The 23,317-nt window shown below is 73.3% G+C and carries 23 protein-coding genes and 1 tRNA gene; 8 read left to right on the forward strand and 16 right to left on the reverse strand.

Features of this window, described 5'->3' with window-relative positions:
• Positions 1-78 precede the first annotated feature (78 nt).
• Positions 79-927, forward strand: a complete 849-nt coding sequence (locus Asera_RS27040; protein WP_030444378.1) for an SMP-30/gluconolactonase/LRE family protein — start codon at positions 79-81, stop codon at positions 925-927.
• Positions 928-990: 63 nt separating this feature from the next.
• Here Asera_RS27040 and Asera_RS27045 read toward each other — a convergent pair whose 3' ends face one another.
• Positions 991-2,739 carry a hypothetical protein gene (locus Asera_RS27045; protein ID WP_051801538.1) on the reverse strand — a complete coding sequence of 583 codons (1,749 nt, stop codon included), beginning with the start codon at positions 2,737-2,739 and terminating at the stop codon, positions 991-993.
• Between the two features lie 229 nt (positions 2,740-2,968).
• Between Asera_RS27045 and Asera_RS27050 the strand changes: the two genes are divergently transcribed.
• Positions 2,969-3,478, forward strand: a complete 510-nt coding sequence (locus Asera_RS27050; RefSeq protein ID WP_030444376.1) for a GNAT family N-acetyltransferase — start codon at positions 2,969-2,971, stop codon at positions 3,476-3,478.
• A 58-nt stretch (positions 3,479-3,536) separates the two neighbouring features.
• Here Asera_RS27050 and Asera_RS27055 read toward each other — a convergent pair whose 3' ends face one another.
• From Asera_RS27055 to Asera_RS27090, 8 genes are all read right to left on the reverse strand, one after another.
• Positions 3,537-4,469 carry an endonuclease/exonuclease/phosphatase family protein gene (locus Asera_RS27055; RefSeq protein WP_157034603.1) on the reverse strand — a complete coding sequence of 311 codons (933 nt, stop codon included), beginning with the start codon at positions 4,467-4,469 and terminating at the stop codon, positions 3,537-3,539.
• Between the two features lie 73 nt (positions 4,470-4,542).
• Positions 4,543-4,773 (reverse strand): hypothetical protein, encoded by a 231-nt coding sequence (locus Asera_RS27060; RefSeq protein WP_030444374.1) that lies wholly within the window; start codon positions 4,771-4,773, stop codon positions 4,543-4,545.
• Between the two features lie 184 nt (positions 4,774-4,957).
• Positions 4,958-5,032, reverse strand: a tRNA-Val gene (locus tag Asera_RS27065).
• A gap of 39 nt (positions 5,033-5,071) precedes the next feature.
• Positions 5,072-5,533: a peroxiredoxin gene (locus Asera_RS27070; RefSeq protein WP_030444373.1), complete on the reverse strand. Its 462-nt coding sequence runs from the start codon at positions 5,531-5,533 to the stop codon at positions 5,072-5,074.
• Between the two features lie 243 nt (positions 5,534-5,776).
• The gene (locus Asera_RS27075; protein WP_030444372.1) at positions 5,777-6,211 is read right to left on the reverse strand and encodes a DUF3052 domain-containing protein; all 435 of its coding nucleotides are present in this window, start codon (positions 6,209-6,211) and stop codon (positions 5,777-5,779) included.
• Positions 6,212-6,417: 206 nt separating this feature from the next.
• Positions 6,418-7,212 (reverse strand): hypothetical protein, encoded by a 795-nt coding sequence (locus Asera_RS27080; RefSeq protein ID WP_157034602.1) that lies wholly within the window; start codon positions 7,210-7,212, stop codon positions 6,418-6,420.
• Between the two features lie 175 nt (positions 7,213-7,387).
• Positions 7,388-7,858, reverse strand: coding sequence for a hypothetical protein (locus Asera_RS27085; protein WP_157034601.1), 471 nt, complete (start codon positions 7,856-7,858; stop codon positions 7,388-7,390).
• A 53-nt stretch (positions 7,859-7,911) separates the two neighbouring features.
• Positions 7,912-8,322: a secondary thiamine-phosphate synthase enzyme YjbQ gene (locus tag Asera_RS27090; RefSeq protein ID WP_030444369.1), complete on the reverse strand. Its 411-nt coding sequence runs from the start codon at positions 8,320-8,322 to the stop codon at positions 7,912-7,914.
• Between the two features lie 104 nt (positions 8,323-8,426).
• On the opposite strand from Asera_RS27090, the gene aceE reads away from it, so the two are divergent.
• Positions 8,427-11,156, forward strand: a complete 2,730-nt coding sequence (gene aceE / locus Asera_RS27095; RefSeq protein ID WP_030444368.1) for a pyruvate dehydrogenase (acetyl-transferring), homodimeric type — start codon at positions 8,427-8,429, stop codon at positions 11,154-11,156.
• Between the two features lie 113 nt (positions 11,157-11,269).
• Here the strand turns inward: aceE and Asera_RS27100 are convergent, their stop codons facing one another.
• From Asera_RS27100 to Asera_RS27130, 7 genes are all read right to left on the reverse strand, one after another.
• Positions 11,270-12,145: an NAD-dependent epimerase/dehydratase family protein gene (locus tag Asera_RS27100; RefSeq protein WP_030444367.1), complete on the reverse strand. Its 876-nt coding sequence runs from the start codon at positions 12,143-12,145 to the stop codon at positions 11,270-11,272.
• A 154-nt stretch (positions 12,146-12,299) separates the two neighbouring features.
• The gene (locus Asera_RS27105) at positions 12,300-13,049 is read right to left on the reverse strand and encodes an SDR family NAD(P)-dependent oxidoreductase (protein WP_030444366.1); all 750 of its coding nucleotides are present in this window, start codon (positions 13,047-13,049) and stop codon (positions 12,300-12,302) included.
• Positions 13,050-13,061: 12 nt separating this feature from the next.
• Positions 13,062-14,930, reverse strand: a complete 1,869-nt coding sequence (locus Asera_RS27110) for an aldehyde ferredoxin oxidoreductase C-terminal domain-containing protein (protein WP_169745787.1) — start codon at positions 14,928-14,930, stop codon at positions 13,062-13,064.
• A 305-nt stretch (positions 14,931-15,235) separates the two neighbouring features.
• Positions 15,236-16,531 carry an L-fuconate dehydratase gene (locus tag Asera_RS27115; RefSeq protein ID WP_030444364.1) on the reverse strand — a complete coding sequence of 432 codons (1,296 nt, stop codon included), beginning with the start codon at positions 16,529-16,531 and terminating at the stop codon, positions 15,236-15,238.
• Between the two features lie 9 nt (positions 16,532-16,540).
• Positions 16,541-17,398, reverse strand: a complete 858-nt coding sequence (locus Asera_RS27120; RefSeq protein WP_425305959.1) for a fumarylacetoacetate hydrolase family protein — start codon at positions 17,396-17,398, stop codon at positions 16,541-16,543.
• Positions 17,395-18,246: an amidohydrolase family protein gene (locus Asera_RS27125; RefSeq protein WP_030444362.1), complete on the reverse strand. Its 852-nt coding sequence runs from the start codon at positions 18,244-18,246 to the stop codon at positions 17,395-17,397. Before Asera_RS27125 ends, Asera_RS27120 begins: the two co-directional genes overlap by 4 nt.
• A 47-nt stretch (positions 18,247-18,293) precedes the next feature.
• Positions 18,294-19,283, reverse strand: coding sequence for an aldo/keto reductase (locus Asera_RS27130; RefSeq protein WP_030444361.1), 990 nt, complete (start codon positions 19,281-19,283; stop codon positions 18,294-18,296).
• A gap of 72 nt (positions 19,284-19,355) precedes the next feature.
• On the opposite strand from Asera_RS27130, the gene Asera_RS27135 reads away from it, so the two are divergent.
• From Asera_RS27135 to Asera_RS27150, 5 genes are all read left to right on the forward strand, one after another.
• Positions 19,356-20,033 carry a GntR family transcriptional regulator gene (locus Asera_RS27135; protein ID WP_030444360.1) on the forward strand — a complete coding sequence of 226 codons (678 nt, stop codon included), beginning with the start codon at positions 19,356-19,358 and terminating at the stop codon, positions 20,031-20,033.
• A 4-nt stretch (positions 20,034-20,037) separates the two neighbouring features.
• Positions 20,038-20,400 carry a heterodisulfide reductase-related iron-sulfur binding cluster gene (locus Asera_RS34060; protein ID WP_425305960.1) on the forward strand — a complete coding sequence of 121 codons (363 nt, stop codon included), beginning with the start codon at positions 20,038-20,040 and terminating at the stop codon, positions 20,398-20,400.
• Positions 20,358-20,768 (forward strand): (Fe-S)-binding protein, encoded by a 411-nt coding sequence (locus Asera_RS34065; protein ID WP_425305961.1) that lies wholly within the window; start codon positions 20,358-20,360, stop codon positions 20,766-20,768. Before Asera_RS34060 ends, Asera_RS34065 begins: the two co-directional genes overlap by 43 nt.
• 61 nt (positions 20,769-20,829) lie before the next feature.
• Complete coding sequence (locus Asera_RS27145; protein WP_084130865.1) at positions 20,830-22,632, forward strand: LUD domain-containing protein; 1,803 nt, start codon at positions 20,830-20,832, stop codon at positions 22,630-22,632.
• Positions 22,625-23,284 (forward strand): LutC/YkgG family protein, encoded by a 660-nt coding sequence (locus tag Asera_RS27150; protein ID WP_030444357.1) that lies wholly within the window; start codon positions 22,625-22,627, stop codon positions 23,282-23,284. The genes Asera_RS27145 and Asera_RS27150 overlap by 8 nt, the downstream gene beginning before the upstream one ends.
• Positions 23,285-23,317 lie beyond the last annotated feature (33 nt).

Here is a 23,317-nt window from a genome sequence, read left to right on the forward strand (position 1 = left end):
CCGCGTACCTGCGCCCCGACCCGCGGTCGCGATTTCTGCCAGACTGACGCGGGCGATGGGGCGACGCGGGAGGGCGCGATGGTGGAGCAGCTCGGTGCACCGGTGGCCGGACACGGCGAGGGTCCGTGCTGGGACCCGGCGGCCGGCCTGGTGCGCTGGGTCGACCTGGAGCGGGGCGACCTGCTCGCGACGCCGCCCGGCGGCGGCCCGGTCACCCGGCACCACGTCGGTACCGTCACCGCCGCGCTGCGCCCGCGCGCCGCCGGCGGCCTGGTGGTCGCGGTGGAACGCGGCTTCGCCCTGCTGGACGCGCCGGACGCGCAGCCCCGGCCGCTGCCGGAGCTGTGGACCGACCCGACGGTACGAATGAACGACGGCGGCTGCGACCCCGCCGGCCGGTTCTACTGCGGCTCGATGGGCTACGACAGCCGGCCCGGCGCCGGCGCGCTGCACCGGCTCGACCCGGACGGCAGCACGCACACCGTGCTGACCGGTGTCACCATCTCCAACGGGCTGGCGTTCACCCCGGACGGCGCCACCGCCTACTACGTCGACACGGCGACCGGCCGGATCGACGCCTTCGACGCGCACGACGGCGCGCTCTCGCACCGGCGACCGCTGGCGACCGTACCGCCCGGCGACGGCGCACCGGACGGGCTCACCCTCGACGCGCAGGGGCACCTGTGGGTGGCGCTGTGGGGCGGCGGCGCGATCCGCCGTTACTCCCCCGCCGGCGAGCTGGAGGAGCACGTTGCGGTACCGGTCCGGCACGTCACCGCGTGCACCTTCGGCGGCGCCGACCTTGCCACCCTCTACATCACCACCTCGACCGTGGACGCCACCGACGACGAGCACCGGTACGCCGGCGCGCTGTTCACCCACCGCCCCGCCGTCGGCGGCCTGCCACCCCTCCCGTACGCGGGCTGACCCGGGCTCCAGAGCTTCCCCGAAGTTTCAGAGCTGACCCGGCGTCTCAGGTTGACCAAGGGGTCAGGACTGGCGCGGCTCGGTGTACCAGGAGGGCACGTCTACGACGGCCAGCGGTCGCGCCGCGACGGTCGGCGAGTCACCGAGCCACCAGCCCAGCGCCACCGACGCGGCCAACGAGTCCACGGTGGCGACGCAAGCCAACAGCGACGCGGCGGACAGGTTCACCGGCAGCCCGAGCGACCAGCCGAGGTACGGCAGCGCGTAGCCGGCGCCGACCACGAACGGCACCAGGATCAGCAGCCAGGCACGACGGCGTGGCACCGCGGACTGGCCCAGCACGGCCGCCACCGTCCCAGCAAGGACGAGCACACCCAACGCGATCGTCGGCTGCCACGCCTGCACGAGGTCGCCGGCGACAGCGAACATGACGCCGACCGGTAGGCCCACGACCGCACCCACCGTGACCGCGGAGAACTCGCCATTCGATACCGACCACCAGGCGGCACGGCGGCACCGGACGAACGTCGCCAGTATCGCCGCAACGGCGCCCATGAGTGCCAGCAGCGGCGCCGCGGCCAGCCGACCGGTGACGCCCACCGCGAAGCCCGACAAGGGCAGCGGGGTGATCGCGCTGGTCTCCGGCAGCCGCACCGCGACGCGTCGCCACCGGCCTCCCGGGTCCCGTACCGCGAGCCCCTCCACTCCGTTCGCGACGACGACCTGGTAGCCGCCGGCGACCGGCCGGACCACGATGTCGGTGCTGGCCAGCAGGCCGTCGTCGCGGCCGGGCAGCAGATCGTGCGCCCGCCTCAGGTACTCCCAGCGCCCCGGTGGCAGCCGCCACGCCGGGTGCCAGCTGGCTCCACCGTCGGTACTCTCCTGCACCCACAACGCGGCAGCACCCCACGGAGGTTCGGCGGAGCCGGGATCCTCGACCGCACCGGGGATCCGGAAGCAGTGCCCGGTGACGCCGGGTACGCAGGCGAGCGTGTGCGCGGGCGGCAGTTCGGCGCCGCTGCGGTCGATGCCGAGCCGGCGCGCGTCGGCGCGGTCGAGACGCCGCCACCCACGGTCCGGGGTTCCGATCGCCGGCCGGATCGTGCCGGCCACGACGACCTGGTCCCCGTCGGCGAGCACCCTGGTCACCGCCGGCTGCTGCGGCAACGCCGAGGTGCCGGCCAACGCCACCAGGACGAGGGGCCCGCCCAGCAGAGCGCCGACCCACCGCGCCGCGGGCCGCCCCGAACCGGACCGGCGCCACCGTCCGAACCGGCCGACGCCCCCACCGGAAGACTCCGTGGCACGTCGAACAACCACACCGCCCGTAGCGGCCCGACGAACGACGGCGCTCCCGGTGGTACGGCGGCGGGCGGGCCGGGCAGGCACCGGGCCGGCGGCGAGGGTACGACGGGCGACGGTGCGGCAGACGAGGGCGGCGAGCAGCAGAGCCGGCAGCGCGACCAGATCGGTCGGGTCGCGGACCACCTGGGCGCTCCCCGCCAGCTGCTCCCACCCGGCGACGGCCACCGCGTTGCCCGCCGCGGTCACCTTGGCCAGCACGAAGCCGGTACCGGTCGCCGTCAGCGCCACGCCGCCGACCAGCCGCACCGATCCCTGCGGTACCAGCAGGGCCACCAGCACCGACAGCGCGGCGGGCGCGACGACCAGACCGGCGACATCGCTGGCCTTGCCGGTGACCAGACCCGGCCACAGCGCTTTGCCGACCCGATCGTTGAGCAGCAGGATGTCGGCGGCGGCCACCGTCACCGGATGCGCCACCCACCGCGCCGCGACACCGACGGTTCGCATCCGGTCAGCATCGCGGCGCTCGGTCACGACCGGGCCGCGGAGCGATACCGAGTCCGCCCGGGCTCGCTGTTCTCTCGCCTCCCGCACACCCCGGTCCGGCGCCGCCGGCTGGCTGCGGATCGACCGCCCTGCCACTCCGAGCCGCTGGCGCGAGCCTGTTCGGATACCGCGACCGGGGTCCGACCAATCCCGGGTGCGCGGCGGCGGCGCGGCGTGGTTGGGTCGTCGGATGACGCAGATCAGGGCAGCGGAGGCGGGCGACGTCGGTGCCCTCGCGGAGATCCAGGTCGCCGCGGGCGCGGCGTTTCGTACCGTCGGGCTGGGCTGGATCGCCGACAACCCGGTGCCGACCGACGAGCAGTACCTGGGGTACGTCCGGGACGGCCGCGCGTTCGTCCTCGCCGACGGCGCGGTACCGGTCGGGTTCGTGCTCGTGGACCTGGTCGACGGCGCGGCGCACGTCGAGCAGCTCAGCGTCGCCCCGAGCCACGCCCGGCGCGGGCTCGGCGCCCGGCTGATCGATCACGTGGACGGGTGGGCAGCCGCCCGTCGCCTGCCCGCGCTGACCCTGTGCACCTTCCGCGACGTGCCGTGGAACGCGCCGTACTACGCCCGGCTCGGCTTCGTCGAGATCGGCACGCCCGGTCCCGGCCTCGCGGCGCTGTTGCGCGCCGAGGCGGCCTTCGGCCTCGATCCGGCGACCCGGGTCGCGATGCGCCGCCCGGTCCGCCCGGCCTGACCGGCAGCGACGCACGCCTCGCCCGACCGTGGTCGGTGGTGGGCGGCCCGCGGGCCGGTCAGGTGACGATGAGGGTGGCGAGCACCGCGCGGTGGTCGGTGCCGGCGACCCGGCGCACCTGGTACGCGTGCACGGCAAGGCGGCGGTCGGCCAGCACGTGGTCGAGGGTGACCGCCGGGAACGGGTCGTCCGGCCAGGTCGGCCGCAGCCCGGAGCCGGTGACGTCCGCCGCGTCGCGGTAGCCGGTACCGATCAACCGGCGCAGCGGCGGGTGGTCCAGCGTGGCGTTGAAGTCGCCGAGCAGTACCCGCCGCACGCCGTGCGGGGTCGCCGCGGGTTCCGCCGCGATACCCCGGGACCAGCAGCTCTGGTGGTCGGCGGTGTACGGCGAGCACGGATGCACCGAACGCAGCGCGATCCGGTCACCGCCGGGCAACGTCACCGTCGCCGACGCCTGCACGAACCCGCCGATCCCGGTCGGCGTCCGCTCGCCCGAGAGCGGAAACCGGGAGTACAGCGCCGAACCCGCGGCGTACGGCTCGGGATCGGTGACGTGGTGCGGCAGCCGCCGGTCGAGCCCGGCCCGGGCCAGCCGCTGCTGCGCGGCCGCCGTGTACTCCTGCAGCGCCAGCACGTCGACCCTTCCCGCGTCGACCTGCCGTACCACGTCGGCGGCATCTGCCTCGCCGAGTCGCAGGTTCACCGTCATCACCCGCAGCTGATGGCCGGCGCGCTCCTCGCCGGATCCCCACACCCGCGGGAACACCATCGCGACCAGCGCCAGCATCGCCACCGCGGCCACCAGCCCGCCCCACACGGCCCGCGCGAGCAGGGCGAGCACGCAGGTCACCGCGGCAGCGAGCACCGACCACGGCGTCAGCGCCAGCACCGCGACACCCGGCCACGGCGGCAGCACCCCGGCGACCCGCACCGCCGCCCACGCCAGCACGACGAGCGTCAGCAGCCACAACCCGCCCCGTACCACCCGCACCGCGTCACCCCAACCGGTCAGGCGGCGCCGGCACGGCTCGAGCGGACCGTGCCGGTGGCACCGGGCGATCCGCTCAGTGTTGGGCTCGGCGCTGGACTCGGCGACGCTCGGCACCGGCCATGATGATCATGACCAGCGCGGCCATCAGCGACACCCACGCACCGGCCCGGTTGTGCTGCACCAGCGCGGTGATCACCGCACAGACCAGAGCCACCGCCGTCGAGGCCCAGATGATCGCCTCGCACCCGCTCACCGGCTTCGCCACGACCACTCCCTCGTCCGCCAGTCCCTCGTCCGCCAGCATCCACCACGATTGTGGCATGCCCGCGCACGTGACTCACTCGTAGACGCCCGCCGCAGCCAGCGCCCGCGCGAAGAAGGTCCAGTCACCCGACTCGGGCATCGACTGCCCGACGTTCTCGTACCGATCGGGCACGACTGTGACTCCGCACGTCAAGCGCGGCTCGAAGCTACCGGCAGGGGCCGGGTGGTGGGCGCGGCAGGGTTCGAACCTGCGACCCCTCGCTTGTAAGGCGAGTGCTCTTCCGCTGAGCTACGCGCCCGGGCTGGCGACGAGGGTACCCGTCGCCAGTCGAGGACGATCAGGCAACCTCGACCAGGGCCTTGCGCCAGGCCGTCTGGTCGCGGGCGTCGCCGGGCAGGTTCATCTCGGCGAAGCGCACCACGCCCTGCTTGTCGATCAGGAACGTGCCACGGTTGGCGATGCCGGCCGCGTCGTTGAACACCCCGTACGCGGTGGCCACGGCGCCGTGCGGCCAGAAGTCGGCGAGGATCGGGAAGTCGTAGCCCTCCCGGTCGGCCCACACCTTGTGCGCGTACGGCGAGTCGACGCTGACCGCGAGCACCTGCGCGTCGTCGGTCTGGTACTGCGTCAGGTTCTCCTGCAGCTCGCACAGCTCACCCTGGCAGACGCCGGTGAACGTCAGCGGGTAGAACACCAGCAGGACGTTCTTGTCGCCGCGGAAGTCCGACAGCGCCACGTCCTGGTTGTTCTGGTTCTTCAGCGTGAAATCCGGCGCCTGCGCGCCCACCTCGATCGGCATGTGCTCTCGAACGCTCCTCGTCTGTTGCCCGACGGCGGCCGGCGCGGTGGTGTCGTGCCGGCGCGGGCGCCGACGGTCCGCCGCCACGGCGCCGATGGTCGTGCCCAGCATGCCACCGGGCGGGGCCGACCCGACCGGCAGCCCGCCGGCGGGCAGGACCCAGTCACCGTCGGCGGGCGCGGTGCCCACCGACGGCTGCGCACCCCCGAGACCCGGGCCGCCGGTCAGCGACGGCCCCGACGGTCAGCGCTTGCCGCGACCCGCCTTCGGCGTGACCAGCCGGGCGCCGGACCAGTCCCGCGCCGCGTTGATGTTGCTGGTCTGCTGGAACCCGACCGTGCGCACGGCCTCGGAGATCTCGCTGGGCTCGACATGGCCGTCCCGCCCCGGCTTCGGGGTCAGGAGCCAGATCATCCCGGTGTCGGCCAGTGGGCTCCGGGCGTCCATCAGGGTTTCGACCAGGTCGCCGTCGTCCTCCCGCCACCACAGCAGGACCACGTCGACGACCTCGTCGGTGTCCTCATCGACGATCTCCCCACAACGGTCGATGACCGCCTCGCGGAGTTGTTCATCGACGTCCTCGTCATAGCCGATCTCCGTGACGATGCTGCTCGGCTCGATCCCGAGCCGTTCCGCCACGTTCGTCACGCCGTCGGCCTGACCAGCCGTCGCGCTCACTGTCGAGTGCCTCCTCGTCGTCGCCCCCGTGGCACCCGATCGGGCGCCGCAGCGGATAGTCCCATACGCCACCGCAATGGTGCCGCACCGACCAAGTTACGTTCCCCGAGCCGTCCCGGCGCGGCGAATCCCGGCACCGGGCCGGAGCGGGACACACGGGCTGGCGGGAGACTAACCTGTCTCGGGCCGTCCGGGGAGCCCCACCCTTACCGAGTCGGGTACCCGCCCGGGGACGGCGGGTAACCACCGGCCGGCGGCGCCGCGGTCGGGTCGGCCCGCGGGCCGCCCGGGCCGTACTGACCCGGCGGGGGCGGCGCCCCGTACTGCGGGGGCACCGGCGGTTGACCGTACTGGGGCGCGCCCGGCTGGCTGTACTGGCTGTACTGGCCGTACTGGCCGGGCTGGCCGGCGCTCGGTGGGAATCCACCCGGCGGTCCGTACTGGGGGGCGCCCTGCGCTCCGTACTGCTGCCCGTACGGCGGGGGCGGCGGATACGGGGCCGACGGCTGGCCGAACGGCGGGGGCGGCGGGCCGTACTGGGTGGGCGGGCGGCGGAACCGGGCGAGGCCGCCGACGAACGAGCCACCGCCGGACCGGCGCCGGGCCCTGCGCACCGCGAAGCCGGCGGCGATCGACAGCACCACGCCCAGCGCGGCGACCCCCAGCGGCCAGAGTGCGCCCAGCGTGCTGTCCTCGACGACGTCGTCGCCGAGCGCCCGCAGCTGCACGTCCTTGCCCTCGTCGGAGTAGCTGTCGGCGCCGGGGATCTCTCCGTCGTGCTGGTTGCCGTCGGCGGTCTTCCAGGTGCCGTAGCAGTCCGTCTCGTTGTGGCTGCCGTGGCGCGAGTAGACCCGGTGGGTCTCGCACCGGTCGACGTGCGCGGTGACGGTCTCACCGGAGAAGTAGGTGTGCGCCTGGAAGATGCCGACACCGGTGAAGATGACGGTCATCAGGATGGCGATGACCAGCCAACCGATGGTCCGCACGGGGGTCATGAACACGCCGCCCACTGTAAGTGGCCGTCACAAAATGAACTGTCGGCGCCCACCGGACCGGCCAGCCGACCGACCGCGGCCGGACTTCTGCGACACCGGGGCACGTTTCCGGCGGTACCCCGGAGCGCGGCCACCGGTTGGCCCGCGCCGCTGCGCGCCCGTACCGGCGGCACCGGACCGGTCAGGGTGAGCTGACCGGTCGGACAGTGCCGCCCGGGTCCCGCCGAGACTCCCGCGCCTGTAGCCGGCGCACCCGACGCCGGATGATCAGGATGGCCACGACCGCGGCCAGCCCGCCGAGGGACAGCGCGAACGGCCACAGCGCACCGAACACGTTGTTGGACACCACCCGGTCGCCGAGCGCGCGCAGCGTCACCTGATGGCCCTCGTCGGCCAGCCCGGCGTTGGGGATCTTCCCGTCGTGCCGCGTCCCATCCGCGGTCGCCCAGTGGCCGTAGCAGGTGGTTTCGTCGTGGCGGTCGCCACCCGAGTACTCCTGGTGCGACTCGCAGTAACCGACAGTCCCGGTAACCTTCTCACCGCGGACGTAGGTGCGCGCCTGGAAACCACCGACGATGCCGGAGATGATCACCAGCAGCGCCAGGACGCCGAGCCAGATCGCGAGGATGGGGTTGATCCGGGGCCGGGACACCGGCACACCGTAGGGCATCGTCGCCGGCCAGCGCGGGCGGCCTCGGCGCACGGTCAGGCGGGCAGCAGGGAGAACCGTACGGTACGGACCGGGTTGTCGATGTTGGTGTCGACCAGGCAGATCGACTGCCAGGTGCCGAGCGCGAGCCGGCCGTCCAGCACCGGGACCGTCGCGTACGGGGGAACGAGCGCGGGTAGTACGTGGTCGCGGCCGTGGCCGGGGCTGCCGTGCCGGTGCCGCCAGCGGTCGTCGCGGGGCAGCAACTCGTCGAGGGCGGCGAGCAGGTCGTCGTCGGAGCCGGCGCCGGTCTCCAGGATCGCCACGCCGGCGGTGGCATGCGGGACGAACACGTGCAGCAACCCGTCGACACGCCCGGCACCGGCCAGGAATCGCTGCGCGGAATCGGTCAGGTCGGCGACGGTGGGGCTGTCCCCGGTGCGGACGGTGATCTCCTGGGAGTACATGCGCCGATCCTCGCCCACCGATCGGGCCCGCGTGACGCGACCCGGCGATCCGGGGCAGGATGGCAGCAGTACATCACTCCACGAGAGACGACGAGGGACGACCCGTGGCCACGGAACGCAAGCGCCCGGTGATCAGCGACGGGCTCCCGAGCCAGATTCCGGACATCGACCCGGAGGAAACCACCGAATGGGTCGAGTCGCTGGACGCGGTCGTGGACAACCGCGGCCGGCAGCGTGCGCGCTACGTGATGCTGCGCATGTTGGAGCGGGCTCGGGAGCGCCAGGTGGGTGTTCCCGCGCTGACCAGCACCGACTACATCAACACGATCTCGCCGGAGCAGGAGCCCTGGTTCCCGGGTGACGAGTACATCGAGCGGCGGATCCGGGCGTACATCCGGTGGAACGCGGCGATCCAGGTGCACCGGGCGCAGCGGCCGGGTGTCGAGGTCGGCGGGCACATCTCCACCTACGCCTCGGCGGCCAGCCTGTACGAGGTGGGGTTCAACCACTTCTTCCGCGGCAAGAACCACCCGGGTGGCGGCGACCAGGTCTACTTCCAGGGGCACGCCTCCCCGGGGATGTACGCGCGGGCGTTCCTGGAGGGCCGGCTGAGCGAGCGGCAGCTGGACGGGTTCCGGCAGGAGTTCAGCAGCCCGGGCGGCGGGCTGCCGTCCTACCCGCACCCCCGACTGCTGCCCGACTTCTGGGAGTTCCCGACCGTCTCGATGGGTCTGGGCCCGTTGGGGGCGATCTACCAGGCGCGGTTCAACCGGTACCTGCACAACCGGGGCCTCAGGGACACCAGCCAGCAGCGGGTGTGGGCGTTCCTCGGCGACGGGGAGATGGACGAGCCGGAGACGCTCGGCGCGCTCACCCTCGCCGCCCGGGAGGAGCTGGACAACCTGACCTTCGTGGTCAACTGCAACCTGCAGCGCCTCGACGGTCCGGTGCGCGGCAACGGCAAGATCATCCAGGAGATGGAGAGCCTGTTCCGCGGCGCCGGCTGGAACGTGATCAAGGTGATCTGGGGCCGGGAGTGGGACCCGCTGCTCGCCGCCGACGCGGACGGCGCGCTGGTCAACCTGATGAACTCCACGCCGGACGGTGACTACCAGACCTACAAGGCCGAGGACGGCGCGTACGTCCGGGAGCACTTCTTCGGGCGCGACCCGCGCACCCGCAAGATGGTGGAGAACTACACCGACGACGAGATCTGGAACCTCAAGCGGGGCGGCCACGACTACCGCAAGCTGTACGCGGCGTACCGGGCGGCGACCTCGCACACCGGGCAGCCGACGGTGATCCTGGCCAAGACCATCAAGGGCTGGACGCTGGGCAGCCACTTCGAGGCCCGCAACGCCACCCACCAGATGAAGAAGCTCAAGGCCGACGACCTGAAGAGCTTCCGCGACCGGCTCTACCTCGACATCCCGGACTCGGCGCTGGACCCGGTGCTGCCGCCGTACTTCCACCCCGGCGAGGACTCCGACGAGTGGCAGTACATGATGGAGCGCCGCAAGCAGCTCGGCGGGCCGCTGCCGGAGCGCCGGCACCCGGTGATCGCGATGCCGCAGCCGAAGCCGGAGCGGTACGACATGTTCGCGGCCGGCTCCGGCAAGCAGAAGGTCGCCACCACGATGGCGATCGTGCGGCTGTTCAAGGAGCTGATGAAGGACAAGGAGTTCGGCGCGCACGTGGTGCCGATCATCCCGGACGAGGCGCGCACGTTCGGGATGGACTCGCTGTTTCCGACGGCGAAGATCTACTCGCCGCACGGGCAGACCTACACGCCGGTCGACCGGGAGCTGTTCCTCGCCTACCGGGAGGCGACCAACGGCCAGATCCTGCACGAGGGCATCACCGAGGCCGGCTCGGTCGCCTCGTTCACCGCCGCCGGTACGTCGTACGCGACGCACGGCGTGCCGATGATCCCGCTGTACATCTTCTATTCGATGTTCGGGTTCCAGCGCACCGGCGACGGGTTCTGGGCGGCGTCGGACCAGATGGCGCGCGGGTTCGTGCTCGGCGCGACGGCCGGGCGGACCACGCTCAACGGCGAGGGGCTGCAGCACCAGGACGGCCAGTCGCCGCTGCTGGCGTACGCCAACCCGGCGGTGGTCGGCTACGACCCGGCGTTCGCGTACGAGATCGCGCACCTGGTCAAGGACGGCCTGCGCCGGATGTACGGCGAGCACCCGGAGGACGTCTACTACTACTTCACCGTCTACAACGAGCCGATCGTCCAGCCGGCGCAGCCGGAGAACCTGGACGTGGACGGGCTGCTGCGCGGCATGTACCGGTACTCGCAGGGTGCCGGTGACGGGCCGAAGGTGCAGTTGCTCGCCTCGGGCGTGGCGATGCCGTGGGCCCTGCGGGCGCAGCAGCTGCTCGCCGACGACTGGGGTGTGTCGGCCGACGTGTGGTCGGTGACCTCGTGGACCGAGCTGCGCCGCGACGCCGACCGGGTCGAGGAGCAGAACCTGCTGCATCCCGAGCGGGAGGCGGCCACCCCGTACGTGACGACCAAACTCGCCGGGGCGGCCGGCCCGGCGGTGGCGGTCAGCGATTTCATGCGGGCGGTGCCGGACCTGATCTCGCGGTACGTGCCGACCGACTTCACCGCGCTGGGCACCGACGGGTTCGGCCACTCCGACACCCGCGGCGCGCTGCGCCGGCACTACCACGTCGACGCCGAGTCGATCGCGGTGGCGGCGCTGCGCCAGCTCGCCCGGCGCGGTGAGGTGGATGCGCAGGTACCGGCGCAGGCGTTCAAGAAGTACCAGCTGGACGACGTGAACGCGGCACCGCAGGCCGAGGCCGGCGGCGACAGCTGACGTACTGTCCACAGTGGACGGCCCGGCACCGCTGCGGTGCCGGGCCTTTCCTGGCACCGGCCGCGCGTCGGTGGGCGTCGGGCTGTTCGAGCGGCGGCTGTGACGGGCGCGGGTCAGGTGTGCTCGCCGGTGATGCGGGCGATGTAGTCGGGCAGGTCGACGGTGGGCTGCCAGCCCAGCGCGCGGGCCTTGGAGGTGTCGGCCTGGCCCTGGGTGCGCTCCCCGCGCCGGGCCGGGATCAGCACGTACGGTGCACCGAACATCTGGGCGACCGACAGCAGGCTGCGCTCCTTGCCGTACCCGAGCAGGTAGCCGTCACCGCTGCCGTGCCGGTAGCAGGTGATGATGCCCGAGACGATGTCGTCGACGTGGGTGAAGTCGCGGGTCTGGGTGCCGGGCTCGACCACGGTCAGCGGCTCGCCCTTGGCGTACTGCCGCTCGAAGATCCCGATCACCGTGGCGTAGGGGCCGTCGGTGATCTGACCCGGCCCGTACACGTTGTAGAAGTAGGTGACGACGTAGTCCAGGCCGTACCAGTCGGACACGTTGCGGATGTACTCGACGTTCTTGGCCTTGATCCACGCGTACGGGTTGAGGTTCTCGTCCTGCCCGCCGTTGCCGAACTTCGAGCTGGAGCCCGCGTACACCAGCTTGGCGCCGTGCTCCTGGGCGAGCGCGACGACCTCCTTGGTGCCGTACATGTTGTATTCCCAGACCCGGTCCGGCTCGTCGAACGACTGCGGGATGCGGGAGTACTCACCCAGGTGGAAGACCGCGTCCAGGTCGCCGCCCCGGTCGGCCCACAGCTTGCGCACGTTGACCGTACTGTCGTGCAGGTACTCGACCCGCTCGTCGTCGACGTGGTTGGCGAGGGTTCCGGTGAAGTAGTTGTCCACCGACACGATGTGGATGTCGCCGAACTCGGCCAGCAGCCCGCGGATGAGCCGGCTGCCGACAAACCCGGCACCGCCGGTCACCAACACCTGCATGCGTTCTCTCCTGTCATCGGTGCCGGCGAGCGGCGCTGCGGCGCCCACCCCCGGTACGACCGGGCAACACGCTAGCACGCAGGCCCGATCGTCCCCGGCGCCCAGCGCCGGGCGTCGCCGGGCGGGGCGATCCCGGCGCGGCGGCGCTGCGTGCTCAGGCGCGGGGCAGGCGGAGGCCGACCATGCCGCCGTCGACCGGCAGCGCGGTCGCGGTGGTCGAGCCGGACGCCGGCGAGGCGAGGTAGCGGATCGCCCGCGCCACCTCGTCGGCGGTGACCAGCCGGCCGATCGGCTGCCGGGCCTGCAGCCGGGCCCGCTCCCCCGCCGGGTCGTCGGTACGCGCCAGCAGCCGCGCCACCCACGGCGTGTCCACGGTGCCCGGTTCCACGCAGTTGACCCGGATCCCGTCGGCGACGAAGTCGGCGGCCATCGCCAGCGTCATCGCGTGCACCGCCCCCTTGGTCGCCGAGTACAGCACGCGTTGCGGCAGGCCGGCGGTGGCGGCGATCGAGGACGTGTTGACGATCGCGGCGCGTTCGCTGCGCCGCAGGTACGGCAGCGCGGCCCGGGTGGCGCGGGCCACCCCGACCACGTTGACGTCCAGGTTGCGGTGCCATTCGGCGTCGTCGTTGTCCGCGACGGTGCCGACCGAGCTGATGCCGGCGTTGTTGACCAGGATGTCGATGCCGCCGAAGGCGTCCGCGACCGCCGCCATCGCCGCGTCGAGCGCCGCCCCGTCGGTCACGTCCGCAGCCACCGGCAGCACGCCGTCCGCCGGTGCACCGGGGTGCACGTCGAGCGCGCCGACCCGGGCACCGGCGGCGACGAACGCCTCCGCGCACGCCTTGCCGATGCCGGAGCCGCCGCCGGTGACGACCGCGACGAGCCCGTCCAACTCACCCATGCATTCCTCCGTTCAGGACAGTCCGAGCCTTCTCCGCAGCCGCGTGAGGGCAGCGGCGAAGCTTTCGGGGTCGAGTACCGCGCCGGCATGCGCCCCGGTCGCCACCGGCTCGGCGTGCATCCGGTACGGCAGCCCGTCGGGCTCGGCGACGCCGAGCGCGGCGTTGATCCGGTGCTGCCGGCGCAGCCGCTCGGCACCCAGCTCCAGCAGCGCGGCGGTGTCCGGCCGGTACCCGGTGCCGGCGGCGACCAGCTCGCCGAGCAGCGCCAGGGACAGCGGCCGGGTCGGCGTCGACGCGTACGGGCAGATTCCGTACGCATCCAGCGCGGACCACAGCGCGAGCAGCACCGCGGTGCGGTCGGCCCGACCGGCGTCCAGCCGCTGCGCCGGTTCCGGTGCGGTCAGGCCGAGTTCGCGCAGCTGCGGCCAGCAGTGCGGGGCGCCGTGCACCGGGTCGAAGTCGAGGTCGTGCTCGACCGCGTCGTAGCGCGGCCCGGTCGGCGCGGCGGCGTAGGCGAGCGCGAGGCCGGGCTGCAGCCGCGGGTCGAACGGCGGCAGCTCGACGTCTCGTACGGTCATCGCGGCGTCCGCGACGCCGAGGCGGCGGGCGAGCCGGGCGGCGCCGTCGCGCAGCGCCGTGGCGAACTCGTCGTCGCCGTGCGCGGCGGCGGCGACGAACGGCGCGGGGTCGGTACCGAAGCCGCAGCGCGGCCAGCCGGCCGGGAGCCGACCTCGTTCCGCGGCCTCGTACAGGCAGCCGAGGGTGCCACCGACCGACACCGGGTCCAGACCGGCGTCGAGGCAGGCCGCGACCGCGGCGAGCACCGTGCCGGCGTCGTCGACGCCGAGGTTGGGGCCGAGCGCCGCAACCGCCTCCTGGTGCAGCGCGACCGGCGGGCCGGCCGGCGGCGCGAAGACCTTCAGGCAGTCGGTCGGGCAGTCGGGGCACGGTGCGGCGTCGCGGTAGCGGTCCAGGAACCGCTCCGGGGCGAGGCCGTCGCCGGCCGCGGTGGCGGTGTCGGCGAAGTTGCGGCGCGCGCCGTACCCGGGTGCCGCCTCGTACGGCCAGACGCCGAAGCCGGGCGGCTCGTGCTGCCAGGCGGTGAGCGGGTTGTCCGGCTGCTCGGCCCGGTAGCGCGCGGCGATCGCGGCCAGCCCGGCCGGATCCGGGGCCGGCGGTGGCGTGCCGGGCAGGCACACGATCGCGGTGAGGTTGCGGTCGCCCAGGATCGCACCGAAGCCGAGCCGCGCCAGCGGGAAGTACCGGTCGGTGAGGATCGTCGCGGCCCGGGCGCGGCGCCGGCCGGCCGGACCGATCACCGCGATCCCGGCCCGCACGCCGTACCGGGCCCGCAGCGTCTCGGTGGCCGCGACCGTACCGGCGTCGGCCAGCTCGGCGGCATGCGGTTGGGCGGCCCCGTGCGCTTGGGCGGCCCCGTGGAATTTGGCGGCCTCGTGCGGTTCGGCGGCCCCGTGCAGTTCGGCGGACTCGTGCAGTTCGGCGGAGCCGTTGTGCAGCACCAGGATCGACGGCCGGGCGGCGCGCCCGGTCAGTACCAGGGTGGCGGCGCCGGCCGATCGCAGCGCGGCGCCGAACGGCCCCTCGGCGCGCGTCTCACCGACCGCACCGGACAGCGGGGACAGCCCGATCGCGGCGACCCGCGCGGTACCGGGTGCGCCGCTGCCGGCGAGCGGGCCGGCGGCGAGGATCAGCGGTACGGCGGGGTCGAACGGGTCACGGTGACCGGCGGCGACCGCGTCGGCGAGGATGCGCAGGGCGGCGAGCGGCGCCGGCTCACCCGCCGGGTCAGGGGGCCCGGCAGCGGCTGGACCCGCGGTCCCGGGCGGGCCAGGTAGCGCGGCGATGCCGGGAGCGTCCACCCTGTCCACAGCCCCCCGGGGTTGTCCACAGCCGGCCCGCGATCCGCTGCCACGAACCGAATCGCGGGCTATCGTTGTGCCGGGGTCGCCCCCCGGGAGGGTGGGGGAAGGTGTGTCGCGCGATCCACCCCCGGCCGCCCCACAGGCCGCCGGCGCCGCCTCAACCGGCACACCCGCACCGGCCGTCCCGGCCGACAGCACGACCGACTCGGCCGTCCCGGCCGACAGCACGACCGACTCGGCCGTCCCGGCCGACAGCACGACCGACTCGGCCGTCCCGGCCGACAGGGCGGCCAGGTCGACTCTCAGCGCCACGCCGGCCCGTCCGGGTAGCGGTAGCGGGCGATCGACTCCGGCTTGATCTCGGTGGAGAACCCGGGTACGGCCGGCGGGACGTAACGGCCGCGGTCGATCACGGCGGGATCGACGAAGTGCTCGTGCAGGTGATCGACGTACTCGATGACCCGCCCGGTCAGCGATCCGGACACGGCGACGTAGTCGAACATCGACAGGTGCCGGACCAGCTCGCACAGTCCGACGCCGCCGGCGTGCGGGCAGACGGGTACCTCGAACTTCGCCGCAAGCAGCAGGATCGCCACGTTCTCGTTGACGCCGCCGACCCGGGCGGCGTCGATCTGCACGATGTCGACCGCCTGCGCCTGCAGCAGTTGCTTGAACATCACCCGGTTGTGTACGTGTTCGCCGGTGGCGACGAGCGTCGGTGCCACCGCGCGCCGGATCGCGGCGTGGCCGAGCACGTCGTCGGGGCTGGTCGGTTCCTCGATCCAGTACGGCTTGAACGGCGCGAGGGCCGCCATCCACTCGATCGCGGCGGGTACGTCCCAGCGCTGGTTGGCGTCGACGGCGATGGGCAGGTCGGGGCCGACGGCGGCGCGGGCGGCGGCGAACCGGCGCAGGTCGTCGTCGAGGTCGGCGCCGACCTTCAGCTTGATCTGTCCGAACCCGTCGGCGACCGCCTGCTTCGCCAGCCGGACCACCTTGTCGTCGGAGTAGCCGAGCCAGCCGGGCGAGGTGGTGTAGGCCGGGTACCCGCCGGCAAGCAGCTGGGCGGCCCGTTCCGACCGGCCGGATACCTTGTCCCGCAACAGGTCCAGCGCTTCGTCCGGGGTCAGCGCGTCGGTCAGGTAGCGCCAGTCGACGAGGTCGACGAGCTGTTCGGGGGTCATCTCGGCGAGCAGCCGCCACACCGGCTTGCCGGCACGCTTGCCGGCGAGGTCCCAGGCGGCGTTGAGGATGCCGGCCGCGGCGAGGTGCATGACACCCTTCTCCGGGCCGAGCCAGCGAAACTGCGAGTCGTGCGTCAGCCGCCGGCCGAACTCGCCGAGGTCGGCGCACAGCGCGTCGACGTCGGTACCGATCACCAGCGGCGCCAGCGCACCGATCGCCGCGCACACCACGTCGTTGCCGCGGCCGATGGTGAACGTGAACCCGTGCCCGTCGGGTACCGCCGGATCGTCGGTGCGCAGCACCACGTACGCGGCGGAGTAGTCGGGGTCGGGGTTCATCGCGTCGGAGCCGTCCAGCTCCCGCGAGGTGGGGAACCGGATGTCCACGGTGTCCACCGCGGTGATCGTCGCCATGGTGCCGCCTTACGCGTTGATGAGGAGCTGGCGCTGCTCGCCGAGCCCGTCGATGGACAGCCGCATCGTGTCGCCCGCCGCCAGGTACGGGAAGCGGCCGGACAGCGCGACCCCCTGCGGCGTGCCGGTGTTGATCAGGTCGCCGGGCTCGAGCACCAGGTACTGCGACAGGTGCCAGACGAGGTAGCCGACGGTGAAGATCATGTCCGCGGTGCTGGAGTCCTGCCGCGGCTCGTCGTTGACGTACGAGCGCAGCCCGAGCTGCTGCGGGTCGCCGACCTCGTCGGCGGTGACCAGCCACGGGCCGAGCGGGTTGAACGTGGCGCAGCTCTTGCCCTTGGACCACTGGCCGCCGGACTGCTCGTTCTGGAACGCGCGCTCGGACACGTCGTTGGACACCGCGTACCCGGCGACGCACGCCAGCGCCTGCTCGGGCGAGTCCAGGTAGGACGCCGTGCGCCCGATCACCACGCCGAGCTCGACCTCCCAGTCGGTCTTGACGCTGGTGCGCGGGATCGCCACCTCGTCGTACGGGCCGACGACGGTGTTGCTGCCCTTGTAGAACAGGATCGGCACGCTCGGCGGCGCGGAGCCGGACTCGGCGGCGTGCGCGGCGTAGTTCTGCCCGATACACAGCACCGCGCCGGGCCGGGCGATCGGCGCGCCGACCCGCTGCCCGGCGATGTCCACGTCGGGCAGTTCGCCGGCGGCGTGCGCGGCACGCACCCGCTCGACGCCGCCGCCGGCAAGGAACGCGCCGTCGATGTCGGCGGTGACCGGCGTCAGGTCGAGGTGGCGCTCGTCGTCGGTGCGCAGCACCGGGCGCTCGGCGCCGGGCGCGCCGACCCGCATCAGCTTCACGTTCATGCCTCCAGTCGGTAGGTGGTCCGCGCGGTGGTGCCGAAGATGGCTTCGCGCTCGGTGTCGGTCGTGCCGTCGGGCAGCGCGTCGCGCAGTGCGGCGAGTACCCGGCCGTAGTCGGCGGCGGTGGTGCACACCGGCCAGTCGGAGCCGAACATCAGCCGGTCGGCGCCGAACGCCTCGATCGCGGCGGCCACGTACGGGCGCAGGTCGTCGACGCTCCAGCTGGCCCAGTTGGCCTCGGTGACCAGCCCGGACAGCTTCGCGGTGGCGTTGGGGCAGGCGGCGAGCGGCGCGATCGCGGTACGCCACTGTGCCAAGCCGGCGGCGCCGGCGGTGATGCGCGGTTTGCCCAGGTGGTCGAGTACGAACCGCAGGTCGGGGTGGGCGGTGGCGGCGCGGGCGGCGGCCGGCAGCTGGTCGACCCGGACGACGAGGTCGAAGGCGAGGCCGCTGTCGGCCACGGCGGCGAGGCCGGCGTGCGCGGCGTCGGTGTCCAGGAAGTCGGCGTCGACGCGGCCCTGGACCTGGTCGCGGATGCCGACGAGCTTGGCGGCGCCGGCCAGCGTGCGGTAGCCGGCGAGGGTGCCCGCGAGGTCGGGGTCGGTGAGGTCGGCCCAGGCCACGACGCCGGCGATCTCCGGCGTGGCGGCGGTGATGGCGAGGTGTCGGGGTACCTCCTCGGCCCGGCAGCACCCACCCTCGACCAGCACGGTACGAGAGACGCCGTGTGCGGTGAGTTCCGCGCGCAGGTCGTCGGCGGTGAACGGGCGGCGGATCGGGGCGAGTTCCGGCGCGTCGAGCCAGCCGTACCCCTGGTCGAGATCCCAGAGGTGGTGGTGGGCGTCGATCACGACGTACCCGAACTCTGCCGCAGGGTGATCGGATGTATCGGCCGGCGTCACGGCGTCGGTACCCCTTCCCGCAGCAGATTCTCCGCCTTCAGCTCGGACCATAGCGCGGAAGGGATCGGATGTGTGAACATGGCTGCGTTCTCTTCGATCTCCGCCACACTGCGCGCACCGATCGCCACGGAGGCCACCGCCGGATGCCCGAACGGGAACTGGATCGCCGCGGCGGCAAGCGGCACCTGGTGCCGGGCGCACACCGCGCCGATTCGCCGGGCCCGCGCCACCAGCTCGGCCGACGCCGGCACGTAGTCGAACGTGGCGCCCGGCCGCGGGTCGGCCAGCAGCCCGGAGTTGTACACCCCGCCGGCGATGATCGCGATGCCCTTCGCCGCGGCGACCGGCAGCAGGTCGGCCAGGCCGCCCTGGTCGAGCAGGCTGTAGCGGCCGGCCAGCAGGAAGCAGTCGAAGTCGCCGTCGCGCGCGAAGTCGGTCAGCATCGCCGACTGGTTCATCCCGGCACTGACCGCGCCGATCACCCCCTGCTCGCGCAGGTCGTGCAGGGCCCGGTACGCACCGTCCAGCGCGGCCGGGTAGTGGTCGTCCGGGTCGTGGATGTGTGCGATGTCGATCCGGTCCACGCCGAGCCGGCGCAGGCTGTCGTCGATGCTGCGCAGCGTCGCGTCGTAGGAGAAGTCGAACACCGGCTCCATCCCCGAGTCCTCGACGTAGAAGTCCTGCGCCACGGCGTTGGCAGCGGTACCGCGCGGCACCAGCATCCGGCCGACCTTGGTGGCGAGCACGTACCCGTCGCGGTCGAGCCCGGCGAGTCCGCGACCGAGGCGGCGTTCGGCCAGGCCGGCGCCGTACAGCGGGGCGGTGTCGAACAGCCGCAGGCCCAGGTCGAAGGCCCGGCGGACGGTGTCGACGGCGGCCTCGTCGCCGACCGCGTCGTACAGCCCGCCGAGCGGTGCCGTGCCCAGCCCGAGCCGGGTGACCTGCAGGTTCGTGCGGCCGAGCCGGATGGTGCCGGTCGGGTCCATGCTTTCCTCCTCGTGCCGGTGCCGGCAGATCCTATAGGATTTTGCCGTGACGACCATCCTGGACCGGCCCCGGTGAGCCCGCCGGCGCGGCGCACCACGCTGGTCGACGACGTGTACGAGTCGGTCAAGGCCCAGCTGATGGACCTGGTGATCGAGCCGGGCGCCCGGGTCAACATCGAAGCGCTGGCGCGCGACCTGGCGGTCTCCCCCACCCCGGTCCGCGAGGCGCTGGCGCGGCTGGAGTCCGACGGGCTGGTGCGCAAGCGGGCCATGTCCGGCTACACCGCGAGCCCGTTGCTGACCGCGGCGGAGTTCGAGCAGCTGTGCCAGCTGCGCGCGCTGCTGGAGGTGCCGGCGGCGCGGTTGGCGGCGGACCACCCCCACGCGGCGGCGCGGGCGGCGCTGACCGCGGCGGTGACACCGCCGTCGGCCGAGATCGACCCGAGCAACTACCGCCGGTACGCGCCGTTCACCGCGCACGACGCCGCCTTCCACGACCGGCTCGCCCGGCTGTCCGGCAACCCGATGCTCGCCGATGCCATCGGCCGGCTGCATGCCCACCTGCACCTGCACCGGCTGTACCTGCCGGCCGGGCCGGCCACCGACACGGTCGCCGAGCACCGCGCGGTGGCGGCCGCGATCGCCGCCGGTGAGCCGGCCGCGGCGGCCGCCGCGATGACCGAACACCTGACCGCGACCCGCGCGCGGCATATCGTCGCGTTCAGCACCACCGAGACCGGCAAGGAGTGAGCCAGTGCGGATCGGTCTGTTCGTCACCTGCGTCAACGACCTGATGTACCCGGGCACCGGGCAGGCGGTGGTCTCCATCCTGCGGCGGCTCGGGCACGACGTCGACTTCCCGGCCGCGCAGACCTGCTGCGGCCAGATGCACGCCAACTCCGGCTACCGGGCCGAGACGATGCCGCTGCTGCGCCGGTTCGTCGACGTCTTCGAGCCGTACCAGGCGATCGTCGCGCCGTCCGGCTCGTGCGCGGCGATGGTGCGCGAGTCGTACCCCCGGCTGGCCGCCGACGATCCCGCCCTCGCCGCACGCGTCGCCGCCCTCGCCCCCGGGTGTACGAGCTGTCCGAGCTGCTGGTCGACGTGCTCGGCGTGACCGAGCTGGGCGCCGAGTTCCCGCACCGGGTCACCTACCACCCGACCTGCCACGGGCTGCGGATGCTGGGGCTGGGCGACAAACCGCTGCGGCTGCTGCGCTCGGTGGCCGGCATCCGGCTGGTCGAGCTGGACGCGGCCGAGCAGTGCTGCGGCTTCGGCGGTACGTTCGCGCTGAAGAACCCGGACGTGTCGACCGCGATGCTCGCCGACAAGGCCCGGCACGTGCTCGACACCGACGCCGAGGTCCTCGCCGCCGCCGACAACTCCTGCCTGGCGCACATCGCCGGCGGCCTGACCCGGATGCGCACCGGGGTGCGCGCCATGCACTACGCCGAGATCCTCGCCACCACCGGAGGTACCCGATGAGGCGCACCGGCACGACCAGCACCGCACCGAGGTCCCGCCCGGTACCGAAGGGAGCACGCCGATGAGCGTCGATCCTCGAGGTAGGCGGCTGCTTCCGGTGCTGCCGCACGGATCCGGACACCTGGCGCCGCCGCAACCGTTCCCGCAGCGGGCCCGGGCCGCGGTGGCCGACCCGCAGTTGCGGGCCAACATCCGGCGCGCCACCCGCACCATCCGCGACAAGCGCGCCGCCGCGGTGTCCGAAGTGGACGACTGGGAGCAGTTGCGGGAGGCCGGCCGCACCATCAAACGCCGGGTCGCCCGGCACCTGCCGGAGCTGCTGGAGCGCTTCGAGCAGGCGGCGATCGCGGCCGGCGCCACCGTGCACTGGGCCCGCGACGCCGTCGAGGCCAACCGGATCGTCACCGACCTGGTCCGGGCCACCGGCAGCGACGAGGTGGTCAAGGTCAAGTCGATGGTCACCCAGGAGATCGAGCTCAACGACGCCCTGCAGCGCGCCGGCATCACCGCGTACGAAACGGATCTGGCCGAGCTGATCGTCCAGCTCGACGAGGGCGAGCAGTCGCACATCCTGGTCCCGGCCATCCACTACAACCGGGCCGAGATCCGGGAGATCTTCCGCCGCGAGATGCCCGACGCGCCGGCCGACCTCACCGACGAGCCGGCGGTACTAGCCGAGGCAGCGCGGCGCCACCTGCGGCGCAAGTTCCTGTCCACGAAGGTGGCGATCTCCGGCGCGAACTTCGCGGTCGCCGACACCGGCAGCCTGGTGGTGCTGGAGTCCGAGGGCAACGGCCGGATGTGCCTGACCCTGCCGGAGACGCTGATCAGCGTGGTCGGGATCGAGAAGCTGGTACCCAGCTTCGCCGACCTGGAGGTGTTCCTGCAGCTGCTGCCGCGCAGCTCGACCGCGGAGCGGATGAACCCGTACACCTCGGTGTGGACCGGCAGCACGCCCGGCGACGGGCCGAGCGACGTGCACGTCGTGCTGCTGGACAACGGCCGGTCGGCGACGCTCGCGGACACCGTGGGACGGCAGGCGCTCGCCTGCATCCGCTGTTCGGCCTGCCTCAACGTCTGCCCGGTGTACGAGCGGACCGGTGGGATCGCCTACGGCTCGGTCTATCCCGGCCCGATCGGCGCGATCATCTCGCCGCAGCTGACCGGCGTGGCCGCGAACAAGTCCCTGCCGTACGCCTCGTCGCTGTGCGGCGCCTGCTACGAGGTCTGCCCGGTCAAGATCGACATTCCGGAGGTGCTGGTCCACCTGCGGCAGTCCGGTGTGGACGGTGCCCGGGATCGCCCCTCGGCCGAGCGCACTGCGATGCGCACCCTGTCCTGGGTGATGTCCGACCAGCGCCGGTACGAGAACGCGCTGCGCGCGGCGCGCATCTCCACCGGCCCGATCGCCTCGGTCACCGGCCGCGGCCGGCGCCGGCGCCCGGGCGGCCCCGCCGGCAGCCTCGCGCACCTGCCGTGGCCGCTGTCGGCCTGGACCACCTCCCGGGACGCGCCGCTACCGGCCCGCCAGTCGTTCCGGGACTGGTGGCGCGGCCAGGCCAGCGGACCAGGACGTCCGACACCAGACGCCGCGGGCGCGGCCCGACCGCAGGCGGACCCGGGCATCGACCGCGATCCCGGTGCCGCACGGCCGGGTCCCGGTGCCGCACCGCCTGATTCCGGTGCGGCACGACCGGATCCCGGTGCGGCACCGCCTGATTCCGGTGCGGCACGACCGGATCCCGGTGCGGCACCGCCTGATTCCGGTGCGGCACGACCGGATCCAGGTGCGGCACGGCCGGATTCCGGTGCGGCACGGCCGGATTCCGGTGCGGCACGGCCGAAGGAGGGCGGCGATGAGTGAGGCGCGCGCCGAGATCATGGCCCGGCTGCGGACGGCGCTGCGCGACGTGCCCGCCGACGAAGCGATCGAGGACGCACCGGTGGCCCGCGACTACCGGCGGGACGGCACCGGCGCCGACCCGGCGCGGCTGCGCGACCTGCTCGCCGACCGGGTCGCGGACTACCGCGCCACCGTGCACCGCTGTGGCGCCGACGAGCTGGCAACCACCGTCCGCACGATCCTCGCCGGGCACGAGACCGCGACCCTGCTCGTTCCGCACGACCTGCCGGACGACTGGCACGCCGGGTACACCGGCACGATCTACCGCGACTCGGCGAACTTCCCGTACCCGCTGGCCACCCTCGACGCGACCGACACCGTACTGACCGGCTGCGCGGTGGCGATCGCCGAGACCGGCACGCTGGTGCTGGACGCCGGGATGGCGCAGGGCCGACGCGCGATCACCCTGGTACCCGACCATCACGTCTGCGTGGTCGGCGCCGACCAGGTCGTCGGTACGGTGCCCGAGGCGCTGGCCCGGCTGGATCCGGTGCGGCCGTTGACGTTCGTCGCGGGCCCGTCGGCCACCAGCGACATCGAGTTCGACCGGGTCGAGGGCGTGCACGGGCCTCGCCACCTCGACGTGGTCCTGCTGCACGGAGCCCCGGGCTAGCCCGCGTCGCCGCGAACGCCGGGTCGCCACCGA

Source organism: Actinocatenispora sera (assembly GCF_018324685.1).
Taxonomy (GTDB): Bacteria; Actinomycetota; Actinomycetes; order Mycobacteriales; family Micromonosporaceae; genus Actinocatenispora; species Actinocatenispora sera.